General features: G+C 44.3%; 17 protein-coding genes. 7 read left to right on the top strand and 10 right to left on the bottom strand.

Translation table 11 applies throughout. From position 1 onward, the window contains the following. Positions 1 to 6: 6 nt before the first annotated feature. The 10 genes from Q9M42_RS11825 to Q9M42_RS11780 are packed head-to-tail and all read right to left on the bottom strand — an operon-like array spanning position 7 to position 6,437. Positions 7 to 240: a gas vesicle protein gene (locus Q9M42_RS11825; protein ID WP_322526670.1), complete on the bottom strand. Its 234-nt coding sequence runs from the start codon at positions 238 to 240 to the stop codon at positions 7 to 9. Then, entirely contained in the window at positions 221 to 1,081 is an 861-nt protein-coding gene (locus Q9M42_RS11820; RefSeq protein ID WP_322526668.1) for a GvpL/GvpF family gas vesicle protein, read from the bottom strand. Before Q9M42_RS11820 ends, Q9M42_RS11825 begins: the two co-directional genes overlap by 20 nt. 15 nt (positions 1,082 to 1,096) lie before the next feature. Beyond that, complete coding sequence (locus tag Q9M42_RS11815; RefSeq protein ID WP_022794401.1) at positions 1,097 to 1,354, bottom strand: gas vesicle protein GvpG; 258 nt, start codon at positions 1,352 to 1,354, stop codon at positions 1,097 to 1,099. Continuing rightward, entirely contained in the window at positions 1,351 to 2,100 is a 750-nt protein-coding gene (locus tag Q9M42_RS11810; protein WP_322526667.1) for a GvpL/GvpF family gas vesicle protein, read from the bottom strand. The genes Q9M42_RS11815 and Q9M42_RS11810 overlap by 4 nt, the downstream gene beginning before the upstream one ends. A gap of 13 nt (positions 2,101 to 2,113) precedes the next feature. Beyond that, positions 2,114 to 3,190 (bottom strand): gas vesicle protein GvpN, encoded by a 1,077-nt coding sequence (gene gvpN, locus Q9M42_RS11805; RefSeq protein WP_322526666.1) that lies wholly within the window; start codon positions 3,188 to 3,190, stop codon positions 2,114 to 2,116. 5 nt (positions 3,191 to 3,195) lie between these two features. Continuing rightward, complete coding sequence (locus tag Q9M42_RS11800; RefSeq protein ID WP_322526665.1) at positions 3,196 to 3,807, bottom strand: gas vesicle protein GvpO; 612 nt, start codon at positions 3,805 to 3,807, stop codon at positions 3,196 to 3,198. Between the two features lie 6 nt (positions 3,808 to 3,813). After that, positions 3,814 to 4,116 (bottom strand): gas vesicle protein GvpO, encoded by a 303-nt coding sequence (gvpO, locus tag Q9M42_RS11795; protein WP_322526744.1) that lies wholly within the window; start codon positions 4,114 to 4,116, stop codon positions 3,814 to 3,816. Between the two features lie 39 nt (positions 4,117 to 4,155). After that, entirely contained in the window at positions 4,156 to 4,425 is a 270-nt protein-coding gene (gene gvpA, locus Q9M42_RS11790) for a gas vesicle structural protein GvpA (RefSeq protein WP_022794406.1), read from the bottom strand. Between the two features lie 13 nt (positions 4,426 to 4,438). Beyond that, positions 4,439 to 5,413 (bottom strand): hypothetical protein, encoded by a 975-nt coding sequence (locus Q9M42_RS11785; RefSeq protein WP_322526664.1) that lies wholly within the window; start codon positions 5,411 to 5,413, stop codon positions 4,439 to 4,441. Positions 5,414 to 5,438: 25 nt separating this feature from the next. After that, positions 5,439 to 6,437: a hypothetical protein gene (locus tag Q9M42_RS11780; RefSeq protein ID WP_322526663.1), complete on the bottom strand. Its 999-nt coding sequence runs from the start codon at positions 6,435 to 6,437 to the stop codon at positions 5,439 to 5,441. Between the two features lie 713 nt (positions 6,438 to 7,150). Between Q9M42_RS11780 and Q9M42_RS11775 the strand changes: the two genes are divergently transcribed. The 7 genes from Q9M42_RS11775 (at position 7,151) to Q9M42_RS11745 (ending at position 14,288) form a co-directional block, all read left to right on the top strand. Beyond that, positions 7,151 to 8,026, top strand: a complete 876-nt coding sequence (locus Q9M42_RS11775) for a Cof-type HAD-IIB family hydrolase (RefSeq protein ID WP_322526662.1) — start codon at positions 7,151 to 7,153, stop codon at positions 8,024 to 8,026. Between the two features lie 300 nt (positions 8,027 to 8,326). Then, positions 8,327 to 9,265, top strand: coding sequence for a heme o synthase (cyoE, locus tag Q9M42_RS11770; protein WP_322526661.1), 939 nt, complete (start codon positions 8,327 to 8,329; stop codon positions 9,263 to 9,265). Between the two features lie 159 nt (positions 9,266 to 9,424). Beyond that, complete coding sequence (locus Q9M42_RS11765; protein ID WP_322526660.1) at positions 9,425 to 10,273, top strand: DegV family protein; 849 nt, start codon at positions 9,425 to 9,427, stop codon at positions 10,271 to 10,273. A gap of 77 nt (positions 10,274 to 10,350) precedes the next feature. Next, positions 10,351 to 11,187 carry an STAS domain-containing protein gene (locus tag Q9M42_RS11760; protein WP_322526659.1) on the top strand — a complete coding sequence of 279 codons (837 nt, stop codon included), beginning with the start codon at positions 10,351 to 10,353 and terminating at the stop codon, positions 11,185 to 11,187. A 237-nt stretch (positions 11,188 to 11,424) separates the two neighbouring features. Next, entirely contained in the window at positions 11,425 to 12,474 is a 1,050-nt protein-coding gene (locus Q9M42_RS11755; protein WP_322526658.1) for a fatty acid desaturase, read from the top strand. A gap of 84 nt (positions 12,475 to 12,558) precedes the next feature. Continuing rightward, positions 12,559 to 13,680, top strand: coding sequence for a sensor histidine kinase (locus tag Q9M42_RS11750; protein WP_322526657.1), 1,122 nt, complete (start codon positions 12,559 to 12,561; stop codon positions 13,678 to 13,680). A 14-nt stretch (positions 13,681 to 13,694) separates the two neighbouring features. Further along, entirely contained in the window at positions 13,695 to 14,288 is a 594-nt protein-coding gene (locus tag Q9M42_RS11745; RefSeq protein WP_322526656.1) for a response regulator transcription factor, read from the top strand. Positions 14,289 to 14,374: the final 86 nt, after the last annotated feature.

Below are 14,374 nucleotides of genomic sequence, written 5' to 3'. Positions count from 1 at the left end.
CCTCCTTTATTCGACTTGGGAAGGTTCTGAAGAATTAGAAACAAATTCTTTCTGCGTCTTCAATTCCGACTGTCGCAGGGTTTCGACAGAAGCGATCAGTACGCGCAAATCCAAATAAATAAGATCTATCCCTGCAATCGATATCGTTACATCGCCCTGGAGTACGACCCCTTTATCAAGCACGGAGTCCAAGACATCGAGCAGGGAAACTTCACGGTTTTTAAGAGTGTCCTGGGGCATTTTGCTCCCTCCTGTCTGTCAGGCCTGAGAAATGAAATGCCGGCCACGGGCCTGTACACTCTAAATCCATTCCGGTCTCTTCTGCTTCTTCTTTTGCCTGGCGCTGTTCAATTAATTGAATAAACGCCTCCCGGTCTTTCGAGTGAATCAAGTATACGGCGTTCCAGGCCATTTCTTTTTCCCGGTCTGTGACACGCTTTTCCCAATTCTTTTTTATTTCTGTACCTTCGCTCCAGGCAGTTAACTCATCATGAAACGATCGGCAGTGCTTCTCAATCTGCTCGTCTGCCTGCGCTTCAATGAACTGATCCATTTTCTTTTTCTCAAAAAAGCGCCGGCCAGCCGGCATCGCTTCAAGCTCTGCTTCTTTCGCCTGAATTTCCTTGCTGTTCTGCACGACGGCTTCAGTGAACAATTGCTGATCAGCGTAAGTTTTGACGTTCCATTCTTCTTTGCCTTTCAAATAAGAAAGCTGAGCCGTTACGCTCTCCTGGTGCTTTTCAATCATTTCCGCAAGATTTGCTTCCTGTTCGAAAATCGTGCCGAATTTTAGCGGGATCGTGGTATAGCGATCATGCAGCTGGTTCATCGTTTCATGATGGTGAAAGGCTTTAGCCTGCAGCCATTCCATTTTTTCTACATTCTTCTGCAGTTGTTCCTGGGAAAATTCTTCTTCCGGAACATGAGTAACTACTGCAGTGATACTGCCATGTTCAATAAAGCTGATATTATTGTCCGGCTCCATACCTTCCATCGACTCCATAGGATCTTCCTCATATTCGCTGGTGGGAATCAAGGCATACAAATACAAAAGAGCCGGTGCGCCCGAGTTTGTCTGCACTGCCGGTTCACTCCTTTAATCCTTTTCCTCTAACTCTTCCCGTAATTCTTCCTGTTCAATCTGCTTCGCTCTGCGATACCGTTGCAGCAGCTCTTCCTCCTGCTCTGTGAAGGCCTCCTCAGAAATTTCTTCCATTTCGTACATGATCTGCAGATTGGCCAGTTTCTTTTGAATCTGGCGGACATCAAAATATTCTTTATCCGCCTCTTCCTTTACTTTTTTACCAGCCCAGACGACAGTATCAAGCGGCCAGGTAAATAATTTATGAATCATACGCTGTTCCCTGCTTTTATTTTCAGGTCAATAAAATTGTATGCCGGCCACGGGCCCGTATACTTAAAATCAGCGTGTTCATTCCATTCATTAAAAATCTCGTTAACTTTTGCATCAAAAGCTTCTTCGTTTTCCTTATCTATTAAAAAAGCGGCATTCAACAGCATCCGCTCATTGATTACTTCGTTACTTTTAGCTGCGTTGGCAATCTCTGCGAGCGGCTGGAAAACCTCTTCCTCAAAGCGCTCGTGCAGCCTGATCATGAATTTTTGCGCCGATTCCCCTAGCTGCATACGCTCGTAATAGCTGGCGTTTTTGCCTTTCGTATCCGTTTTTTTGCGCAGGTCTTCCATTCCCGGTTCCTGGCGGATTTGTTCATTCAGCCATTCTTTCTTTCCGATGATTTTAAGTCCAACTTCCATTTTGCCACGGATCTTCGGAAAAATTTCCTCAAATTGGTCCTGCAGCTTTTCCATTAAAGCAAAGACTTCTTTCTGGTCCTCAAGGACGTTCCCAAAACTCATCGGAATGACATCGTATTCTTCCATTACTCTGGCCACTGTATCTTGATGAGCCCGCAGGTTTTTCCTCGTTGGATCATAAATCTGCATCGGAGCTTCCGCTACCACCATCGCTTCCTGCCCGCGCTGGAGGGTATAAATTTTTCGCTCTTTTCCCTCGAGTTCCACGGTGCCGAAGGTCGGCTTTTCAGTAGTTTCAATAACCCCAAACATATAAATTCCCACGGTTACTTGCCTCCTAGACCTTTTTCAACTCTTCCTTCATTCTTTTTTGTGCTTCGCTGACATCTTCTCCCTGAATATTTTCAAGGAAATAATGACCCATCACATCAAAAAACAATTGTTGAAAATCGTCGTTTTTTACATCTATTTTAACATCATGCTCCGAGCTTAACATCGCGGTCATAACAGCGAGACGGAAGCTTGGGACATGCGTATCGTTTTCCCTGCTCATGGATTTCGCCCAATCCAGTGCTTTAATTATGGTTTCGGCTTCTTTTTCACTAATAGAAGCTCTTTCTGTCAGGATAGAAACCTGGGCCTCTTTATTCGGGTCCTCCACCGGAATTGTAATCATTCTATCAAGCAGGGCCTCCTGGGATTTATGCACACCGGCATATTCTTCCGGATTGCTTGTAAAGATTGCTTTAAAATTCGGGTGCACTTTAATAAAGCTTTCGTTTCGCTGCGTACCATAAAGCGGCAGTATTCCTTCTTCAAGCACAGAGAGAAATAAATTATTTGTAGACGGCAGCGAGCGCGTAAATTCATCGTAAATAAGCGTGTGGCCGTTTTTTACTGCTTCAAGCAGCCGGCCTGTGCTCCAGCGCTCCGTAATATGATCTTCACGTTTATACACCTTCCGGACGTAATTATCGATTAATTTGTCACTCGTATAACCGATTCTTCCACCGAGAAGGTCCGTGTTCGAGAGGCTTTCATTCCCATTTAACAGCGTAACAGGCTGGTTAAACCGGCGGGCAAGCTGAAATGAAAGTGTAGTTTTGCCTACCCCGGCTGCGCCCGTGAAGTGTACAGGATACCCGGAGGTTAAATACTTTTCGGAACGTTCTAAAATCGACTGCATCTCTTCAGTTTCTACGATCTGGTCAATTGTACGGATTTTTTGCTGCTTTGACTGTTTTTGTTCTTCAGAGGTCGTTTGTTTCGAATTCGCTGTAGCAGGAGCATTGATCTTTTTCGACTGCCCTCTGCTGCTCTGAGAGCTCCCTTTTTGCTGATTCGTTCTGGAGCTCCCCGAGGTGCTGGATGACTTTTTCTGAGTCTGCTGCTTTCTTTCGTTAGTAGTCGCCATATTTTTTACCTCTCTTTTTTCTCAAAAGGAGTACTTCTCGGACGAGTATTCATCCTTTGATAGGAAGTTATTTTTTGATCCTTGTTCATCGTGGCTTCATAAATTCCAATAAGCTGGTCTCTTCCATATTTTTGCGTATACTCTTTTTCCTCTACTAGTTCTACTTCAATATTCCAGCCATCTCCCGCGTCCATAATAGCCGTGATACGGACAGGTGAGTTCATCGTTTCTTCGAAAAACGAACGGACCGTTTCAAACATATCACTTTCAATAGGCGAAAATGAATCTTCGCCTGAGTTTTCCTGTTGTTCTGCTTCTTCCGCAGATTCTTCTTTCGTCTTTTTGGATTTAGTTGTATTTTTTTTATTGGCGGTCGTGGTATTATTCACTTCGTCACTTTCTCCTTTATCGTCCGTTTTTTCGTTCTGTCCGGATGATTTCTCTGAAGTTTCACTCGAAGAACCTGATTTCGCCGGGCCTTTAATCTGCTCTTTCGGCTGCTCTTCTCCTTCTTCTTTAGAGGAGAAAGGTTTATACGAGCCGCTTTTGCTGGTTTTCGTTTCCTGGTTCTCTTCGGTAGTTTCTTTTGATTTTGTCGTTGATTGTTTGGCCGCCATCGATACCTATCTCCTTTCTGCCGTTTCAACGTGGGCACTTCTCGGTCTTAAATTTACACGCTCAAACGATCCTACCTGCTGATTGTTGTTCAGCTTTACTTCATAGACACCCAGAAGCTGGTCATGTCCGTACTTCTGCATATACTCGTCTTCCTCGATAACTTCTACTTCTGCAAACCAGCCGTACTCTTCTTCGGAAACTGAAGTAATTCGAAACGGAGGTTTTAAATTTTCCTCAAAAAAATCGTTCAGTGATTTCATTACTTCCTTCATAGTTGTCCCCGCTTTCTTCTTACAATAGAAATATATCCCGCCATGCAGTCATACGCATGACGGGATTAGAGAAATTTAAGCAAAGTTTAACTGCCCGGCACGCTCATTAGAGTCTGCATCTTCATCGATTTCGCCCTGGACATCGTCGCGGAGCAGTCCGACTGCTTCAGCGTAACGGAGCCAAGTGTCAACACTTGCAATAACAATACGTGCTTCAATTGTAATCAGTTCAATTCCTACAACAGAAATACGAGCGTACAGGTCGATAACAATACCTTTATCTAGTATCCGGTCAATAACCTCTGCCAAGCTGGAAGAATCTGTGCTTTTTTCAATTGTTGCCATAATCTTTCACTCCTTAATCATAATGCTTAATATTTTCTGTTCCTTTAATGGCACTGATGCCTTTGATGTCATCGTAGCTTTTCAGCTTCGATTCCTTGTAGCTCTTGATGTCAGATAAGCCTTTCAGTTCGCTTATGCCCTTAATATCATCAACGCCCTTGACCTCGTCATAGCTTCTTAACCTGGACTCGCTGTAAGTCTTGATGTTCGACGGTCCCTTGATGTCTTCCATTCCCTTTAGATCGCTTAAACCTTTTTCGGGCAGCGATCGAAGGATTTTACCGCCCCCTTTCCCGGACTTATTGGAGTCGCCCTGAACGTTATCCTGCAGCTCTCCTGTAGCTTCACCCAGTTTTTCCTGGGCTTCCTGCCCTTTTTCTTTAGCCTGCTCCACAGCGTTCTGCAGTTTTTCCTGGGCTTCTTCTCCTTTTCCTTCCAGTGCCTTCTTTGTTTCCTGCACTTTTTCCTGCGCATGTTCTTTTGCCAGACGGGCGCTCTCCAGGGTGTTAAAAAACTTTTTTCCCATATAAGCTGCAGCTACGGCATTCGCAGCCTGAGGGTTATTTTTCAACCCTTCTGTAGCTGTTTCCATTAATTCTTCTTTGGCATTTCCCTGGATCATATTTTTCGTAGTTTCCACAGGGTTCAAGTCAGAGATTTCTTCTGCGGTGTCTTTAATCGGCTCAATGAATGTATCCTCTGTCTGATCATCAAGGTATTCCTTCGTTTTTTTAAAGGAAACCCATTTAGCAGCTTTTTGACCGCTGTCTTTCACCCTATCTAAAAATGACTCTTCATCCTGGGAATTCTTTTCTTCATCAGTGGATTGCTTCCTGGATGCCTTATCATCGGATGATTCTGATTTGGAATAAGAAGAAAAATGAGTTTTCTTCCAGGCTTCGTCTGGAACGGAGAACGTTTTTCTTACCTTTGGCTTTGAACCATCGACATATTTTCCGCCTTCAGTTAATAAAATCTTTTTTGCCATAATTTGGTCTCCTCAAACCGAAGCATTATTTATTTCCATCTACCCGCTTATAGGAGGTCACCTCTAAATGATCATCTATCTGCACCTGATAAGTTTCTTTTTTCGACCTTCTGCCTTCTTTATTCAACGCTTCGATTTCTACTAGCCAGTGGTCCTCCTGCTTTTCCGTAGAAGTAATCCGCTGTGGCTCGGCTACATAGTTTTTAAAGAAATCGTTCACGGTATCCATTACGTCGGTCAGGCTGTGGTTCATTTTACTTCCATTTTGACTGCTGGATTGGTAAGCATCCACTTCAGCTTCGTTCATTTCTTCCGGGCGGCGCTCAAGTTCCTGCGTTAGCGTTGACTCTTCTGCATTTTCTACACCCGGCTCTGCTGAAGCCGCGCTCTGTTCAAGACCTGTCGCATCCGTCAGCCGGCGTGCGGCTTTTTCAGAAACCTTTTTTGCCTTTTTCGGAGCGCTGCCCGCTCCTTGCGTTGGCTGCTCTGCTGCTTCTTCAGCTCTATTTACATTGCTTTGGGCGTTTTTTTGATCCTGTATTTTCATGCCGGTTTTTTCTACTTTTTCGCCGACAGTATTTTTAACTCCATTTATCCTGCCTTTAGTTTCTTTAACCTTTTTATTTCCTTTATAAACAACTTTGCTCGCATCAGCCGCCTGTTTGGCTCCTTTAGCTTTTCCTGAAACGGCTTCTTTCGCCTGTTCGCCTGCATTTTTTGCGGTATTTCCAGCGCTTTTCTTTTTATTTTCCACGGTGCCTTGCAGTTGTCTGCCCGATTCCTTTACGTTATCTTTCGCCTGTTTTGCTTTATTCGCAGGTTTTTTTGCTGTCTGCTTGAGCTGGGGAGCCTTTTTTTCTTTTTCCTGGTTTTCAGCTGGCTCCTCAGTATTTTCTTCCCCAGAAGATTCTTCTGAGGATTGAAGTTTATTTTTCGTCCCTTTAGTTATTAGAGGAAGCGCTCCGCCAATAAGGCTGCCAGCGGCCATCAATCCGTACGTAACTTTATCTTTAGCGTCGGTCACTGTATCTCACCTTTCTTAATGTGAAAATTTAATTTATACGCAAAAACCCTCATCCGGCCAAAGGCTTCATGCTTTTCCAATGTATAGCTGGAAATAAACAGTCATGAATTCGCTGGGCTGGAGAGGGTCTTTAATGTAATCATTTGAGCAATTTCTTCTTAAATTAAGGAGAGAATTGCTCCAATCACAACAATAGCTCCAATAACCATTAAAATTGTACGAATCATGACAAACACTCGCTTTCTCATCTGAATTGAATAACTTCTTTAGTTGGAATTACCTTTTACTTCACGCATCTAAACTTTTTAATGAATTTATCTTTAAAAAAAGTTCTAAATACCTACATTTCTGATTCATATTTTTAACGAACGTCTAAATTTTTCTTTATTCTCCGGGGCTCAGGAAAGCTATTGTTAGATTTACTCACAAGAATAATGCGGTTTTCGCACTTTTGTTTATGAATTTTTCATTTAATTCTTCCTTTTAATTCCTTCATTAAATGGAGGATTTTCTTTACTTAAAGATAAAATATTCATCCGGATTGACCGCCTACACTGTTGTGCAATCACCTTGTAAGATAAGCTGTCGATGTTTTTATAGTTTCAGCTTTCATGCTGAAAACAAAAAAGTTGATGACTTAGATAAATTGTTCGATAATAGAAGGTAATAATGAAGACGGATCAACAGACCTGGAGCATATCGGAGGAGAAGAAATGAAACTAATTGCAACGGATATGGACGGCACATTGCTGGATCAGAACGGAGAAATCAGCAAAGAGAACGCCGAAGCCCTTCAGGCTGCTTCGGCACACGGCATCGATATTGTGATCGCCACAGGGAGAACCTACGAAGCAGCACACAGACCATTGGCTTCCGCCGGCCTTTCCTACCCAATTATCAGCATGAACGGAGCAGTCACCTACAAAAACCGGAAAGAAATACAGCGCTCTGCCCCAATTACAGAAAGCTCATGCGAACGAATTTTAACCGTACATCACGCTGCCGGCTCTTATATTGAACTGTTTACGAGCCAGGGAATTTTCGCCCCTTCAAGAGAAGCATATATGAGTGTCGTTGTGGGAATGCTGCAGACCGCGCACCCCGAGCTGACGACAGCTGCAGCAGAGCAGTATGCTGAGCGCCGGCTTGAGGATGAAAATTTCCAGTTCGCAGATGATTTCTTTTCAATACTCGATTACGAGGGCCTCGATGTGTATAAAATGCTCGCCTTTTCTTCAGAGGCTTCCGTTCTCGAGCGGATGAAATACGAGCTCCGGGATGATAACGAGCTCGCTCTTACTTCTTCGGGCATGGGTAACCTTGAATTAAATCACGTACGTGCCCAAAAAGGCTTTGCCCTTCAGGAGTTCGCGCTCGGGCGCGGAATCTCCCTTGAAGACGTTATGGCTCTCGGGGATAACTTTAACGATTTAAATATGCTCCAAATGGCCGGCCGGAGTGTTGCCATGGGAAATGCCGTTCCAGAGGTTAAAGAGGCAACCGGTTTTTCTACAAAAACGAATACTGAACACGGCGTCGCTCACGCCGTGCATGAGATGCTCCATGAATTAAAAACAAAAAGCAGTTGATACTTCATGCCGTCCCTCTGCTGGACGGCTTTTGTACGGCCGGCACGGAATAAGCACACACAACGGCATTTTCATGGACGCCTGTACCCGGGAAAGCCGGGAAGTAACACTTGCCAACACGCAGTTAATGTGAGAGTATAATTTTGTTTGCTAAAAGTACGAAGTACATATATATATAATAATTTGTCATGAATCGTTCACAAACAATTGACAAGATAGCGAACTTTTTTGTCAATATCTCTAAATTTCACGACATATGTGATACATTAGTATCGGATGAACACGGTTGGGGGGAATAAAATGAAATCGGAAAATATCGAACGCACGGTTCAACAAGGATCCCTCGCTGCCCCGAAACAGGCACTTCGTAAAGTACTGGCGGAAACGATTAAAACCGGGATTATCAAATCCAATTTAATCGTTATGTTTGCAGGGATTACCCTTGCTTTATATATTCACAACATCGCTTTTTCCGATAAGATCGGAGCGATAGTCCTTGCCACGCTTGGCTCGGGTCTTGTTATCGGAGCTGCCGGCACGTTTAACAACTTATACGACCGCGACATCGATAAGATCATGGACCGAACGAAGAACCGCCCTACGGCGACTGGCCGGATGCAGCTGAAAAATGCACTTATACTGGGAATCGTTATGACACTTGCAGGCTTAGGCTTCTTATATGCGGCTTCACCGCTCGCAGCCTTCTTCGGCTTCACAGGCTTATTCTTTTATGTTGTTCCATATACCATGTGGAGCAAGCGGCGCACGATCTACAATACAGAAATTGGGAGTATTTCCGGAGCGGTGCCCCCGCTTATCGGCTGGGCAGCTATTTCCAACGACTTTTTCCACCCGGCTGCTCTCGGTCTTTTCGTTATTATGGTTTTATGGCAAATGCCGCACTTCTATGCCATCGCTATACGCAGACATGACGAGTACAAAGCAGCAAATATCCCAATGCTTCCAGTAATCAAAGGAAACCGGCGGACTTATATTCAGACAAACGTATACCTTGTGCTTTTAACACTATCCAGCTTTCTTTTCCTTCCGGTCAGCAGCTTTATCGTTGGCGTATCCTTCGTATTAAGCGCAGCCTGGCTTGCAGCAAGCTTTATATGCTACCGGCGCATGGACAGCAAAAAATGGGCAACTACTATGTTTATTTTTTCGCTGAACCATATGACGATTTTGTTCACCGTCGTAATCGGATTTTCTCTAATTGCCCTGCTTTTTAACTAAAACATGTTCTGGTACCTGCGAGGGCCTGGACATGTTTTTCTTTACCCTCGTTTTTATATAAATCCTGCATGGTTTCATTCGAATTCCTATACAGGAATATGTATAATATATTCAAGAACAGTGGAAACGTTGTCAAATTAACATAAAAAGAGGTGGATGATGACACAGCGCATAGCCTGGATTACAGACAGCACCAGTTCTATCGATGCAGAAACGGCTGCAAAATATAATATTCATATTGTTCCCTTATCTGTTGTGTTTGAAAATGAAAGCTATAAAGAAAATATTGAAATTACAACGGATGAATTTTATGAGCGGCTGCCGCATGAAGAAGTTTTCCCTACGACCAGCCAGCCGTCTGTGGGCAGTTTTTCCGAACTGTTTGAACAGCTGAAGGATTCTTATGATGTAGGAATTGCCATACATATCAGCAGTCATTTAAGCGGTACTCTTCAAACAGCCCAGCTCGCAGCAGATATGACCGGATTTCCGCTCTTCACTGTGGATTCGAAGATGGGGGCCGGCAGCATCCGCCCGCTGCTGACGAGAGGCTCGCAATTAGCAGACGAAGGCGTAGCGCCGGAGGAAATACAGCAGCGGTTAACACAAATGGCAGGACATGCCAGAGGCTACCTGCTGCTCGGAAGCCTCGAGCAGGCACATAAAGGGGGCAGGATCTCCCGCGGAAAGCTGATCCTTGGCACGCTTTTGAAGATTCATCCTCTTCTTACCTTTGATAGTGGCCAGATTGTTCCTTTTGAAAAGATCCGAACCCGGAAACGGGCGGAAAGCCGGCTGCTGCAAATTGCTAAAGAAGCCATAGCCTCCTATCAGGTCGAGGACATGAGTATTATTTATACGACAACGAAGGAAAAAGCAGAGACATGGAAAACAGAGCTGCAGGCCCTCTCCCCTGGCCTCACGACTCACCTTTGCCCTCTCAGCCCGGTAATCGGTGTTCACGGCGGGGCTGAGACGATGGGGATCATGTGGTATGAATACAGATAAAAAACTTGTGACTTTTCCTTCCAGGCTCTATAATTAGACCAATCCGCACCATACTCTCATTTTGGAGGAAAACGACCGTGCAATTTAATCAGGAAAAAGCTGACGGCTCCTTATACGATTATTTGATTGAACATATAGATACAATGCGCGGCACATGGTCTGCCGATTCTTTTCCCGACCACCCTTCCGACGATTATACAAGTCAAAAGCTCGAAGAAATGAAAAAAGTCTTTGCCCAGGAGCTTATTCATGTATTTCGGGAGGAAGAAACCCAGTTTTACGAGCACTTTGAAAAAAAAATCAGTGACATTGTGGAAGAAAATAAAGAAATGTGGCAGCCAATGCTGACCATTCAGGAAGAGTTCACTTATTACCGCAACGCCATTTTAGAACAGATCCGCCTGTTTGTTCATCAATATGAGGAATCAATTCCCATCGATCACGTGCTCGACTGGCAGCGCAAAGCACTCCAGGCTTTCGATTACGCCGGACGGGCGTTCATGAAAGAAGCCATTTATCATATGAACGAACAGATGCAGTTGAAAGAGGCAATGATCCTGGAGCTTTCCTCCCCGATCATTTTGATTCAAAAGAAAACCGGCCTCCTTCCACTTATTGGCCATATCGATGAACAGCGAGGACAGGTTATTGTGGAGCATACGTTAAAGCAATGCACTGAGAGCGAATTAACGCGTCTGTATATTGACCTTTCCGGCGTTCGTGACATCACCACATTCGTTGCTCAGCGCATCATGCAGCTTGCCACCGCCTTGAAGCTGGTCGGGGTGGAGACTACGCTGTGCGGCATGCGCCCGGAGATGGCACAGACGGCTGTCCAGCTTGGTATCAGCTTTAAAGACATTGATATCGTTTCTGAGCTGACACATGCACTGAGGACAAACTACGCTTTATAAAACACAAGCCTCTGAGCTCTTAAAATGTTCAGAGGCTTTGCTCTGCCACTAATTTAAGCAAAGCAAAACCATATATGTGATAGCCGATTTTATACATATTTCATTTCCTCCCGCTTCATTCAGCCCGTATATGACATTTGTCATTTTTTCTCCCTGACGTCTATGACTTACAGACGAAGTTAAAATTTTATATTCTATTAATAGAAACACACCCCATAAAGCAGGGAGCGATTAGCCATGAGCAGACAAGAACAAATGCAATTGAAAAAAAGTGCTGCCCCTTACGCACATTCTGACCATAAAGCAAGCATTATTCAGCTATGCAACTCCATCCTTCCTTTCTTAGCCCTTTGGGCGCTTGCGTACGCAGTTTATTCTATCTCTCCTTTCATTACTGTTGCCCTCGCCATTATCGCCGGAGGCTTTGTAGTCCGTACGTTCATCATCTTTCACGACTGCACACACGGTTCATTTTTCAAAAGCAGTAAAGCGAATGACCGGATTGGCACGTTAACCGGAATCATTACTCACTTCTCTTACGCAAAATGGAAAAGAAGCCATATGATGCACCACTCCACAAGCGGCAACCTCGACAAACGGGGCACCGGAGATGTTTGGGTCATGACCGTCGAGGAATACCAAAACGCCAGCAAATGGCTCCGACTCAGCTACCGCCTGTACCGCAACCCATTCGTGCTTTTCTTTTTAGGCCCGTTTTACCTGTTTCTCGTGGAGAACCGCTTCAACCGTAAAAATGCAAAAAGAAAAGAACGCCTGAACACCTACTTCACCAATATTTCTATTGTAGTTATTTACGCTTTGTTAATCTGGCTTGTCGGCTGGGCTGCCTTTTTCACCATTCAGATTCCTATGCTTTTCACAGCAGGGTTTCTCGGCATCTGGTTATTTTATGTCCAACACACGTTTGAAGATTCCTACTTTGAAAACGAGGACAAATGGGACTTTGTAAAAGCTGCAGTAGACGGCAGCTCTTACTACGAGCTTCCAAAGGTGCTTCAGTGGATTACCGGCAATATCGGCTACCATCACGTGCATCACCTCAGCCCGCGTGTACCAAACTATAATTTGGCAAAAACTCATGAAAACATTGAACCATTGCAGCAGGCTACGAAGATTACTCTTGGGACAAGCCTCACATCCATTAAGTTCCGCTTGTACGATGAAACAAACAAAACGTTTGTCAGCTTTAAGGAAGCAAACATCCGAAGCAAAAGACAGGCCAAGAATTCTTTATCTTCCCCCGCCCCATCCGATAAAAAATCTTAAAAACAAACCCTTCTCTGTTACAGAGAGGGGTTTGTTATACTTAATACAAAGAAGTGATACGCCTCACGAAAAAGGAGTCCGTTTATGCATCACTGGTTCGATATATTTCCAAAAAGTACAGGACTCAGCTTATATGCCTGGATTATTTTCTGTTTGCTGCCATTTTATTTTATTATCCGCTCTGCTGCGTATTTTGAAATCGCTCTCGGCGTCTTTATGATTCTTCTGTTCTTTACGACCTACCGTTTATCCTTCATTAAAAAGGGCTGGACGGTTTATTTATCTGTGAGCATTGAAATGTTGATCAGCATCGGAATGACCCTTTATTTCGGTTATGTTTATTTTTCCCTGTTTTTAGCTTTCTTTATCGGTAATATCCAGCATAAAGCCGGTTTCATCACTTTATACGTTCTCCACCTTATTACTACCCTGACCGCTGTTATTATAGGTTTTTACGTTCAAAATGAACTGTTCATGATGCAGCTTCCCTTTATTGCGATCAGTGTTATCGGCGTCATTCTTCTTCCTTTTAACATCTACAATCGGAACAAGCGTGAAAAGCTCGAAACCGAGCTTCACGAGGCTAACCAACGCATTTCCCAGCTCGTGGTTCTTGAAGAGCGGCAGCGGATTGCCAGAGACCTGCATGATACTCTTGGACAGAAGCTCTCTCTGATTGGTTTAAAAAGTGAACTCGCAGGAAAATTAATAGATACTAAACCTGAACGGACCCAGGCGGAATTAACAGACATTCATCAGACTGCACGCACCGCATTAAAAGAAGTGCGGGAGCTTGTTTCAGACATGAAAGGCGCAAAACTGAACGACGAGCTCCTGCGTGTGGAAGAGATTCTTCAGGCCGCCGGTATTACTCTTCATGTAACGGGAAGCGCCAGCTTTAACGAAGCTCCGCCTCTCATTGAGAACGTGCTCAGCATGTGTTTAAAGGAAGCCGTGACTAACGTTGTCAAGCACAGTGAAGCAGCAAACTGTTATATTACGATCGATCAATCAACCACCAGCCTTTCCCTTACAGTCGAGGATGACGGCAAAGGCATGTCCTCTGATCAGAAATCCTGGTCCGAAAGCGGCCTGCAGGGTATTAAGGAGCGCCTGGGGTTCATCAACGGCCAGTTTAATTATTATTCTTCAGGAGGTACAAAGCTTGATATTCAAGTCCCCCTCGTGGTTCAGCAAATTAAATGAAGGAGCCATCAGCAATGATAAGAATAGTGATCGTGGAGGATCAGCAGATGCTTTTAGGAGCGCTTGGTTCTCTTCTTGATTTAGAGGAAGATATGGAAGTAGTGGGGAAAGCAGAGAACGGGCAGGAGGCTTTGAGCCTTATTGATAAAGAACAGCCGGATATATGCATCATGGATATTGAAATGCCAGTAAAAAGCGGGTTAGAGGCTGCAGAGGAACTAAAGGAAAGCACGTGCAAAATTATCATTCTCACCACCTTCGCCCGCACAGGTTATTTTGAACGAGCCCGAAAAGCGGGAATCAGCGGCTATCTTTTGAAGGACAGTCCGAGTGAAGAGCTGGCCCAGTCTATTCGCATTATTATGAGCGGCAGAAAAGTCTATTCCCCTGATTTAGTGGATCTTGCCTATAACACTGCCGCAGCACTTACTAAACGTGAAGAAGAAGTGCTCGCTTTAATCGCAGAGGGGAAAAGCACTACAGCGATAGCTCGGCAGCTTTCCCTTACCAACGGTACTGTAAGAAACTATATATCAGTTATTTTCGATAAGCTTGAAGTAAGCAACCGTGTGGAAGCCGTCACTAAATTTCAGGAATTGAAGCATTAAAGGCCGCCTGCTGCTCCGACTTGCATATGCAGCAGGCTTCTGCTATACTATTTTTATACCTTATACATGTATGGGTATAAAAAGAA

The organism is Marinococcus luteus, from assembly GCF_034497705.1.
GTDB lineage: Bacteria > Bacillota > Bacilli > Bacillales > Marinococcaceae > Marinococcus > Marinococcus luteus_A.
This window is presented reverse-complemented; position numbering and strand designations above follow the sequence as displayed.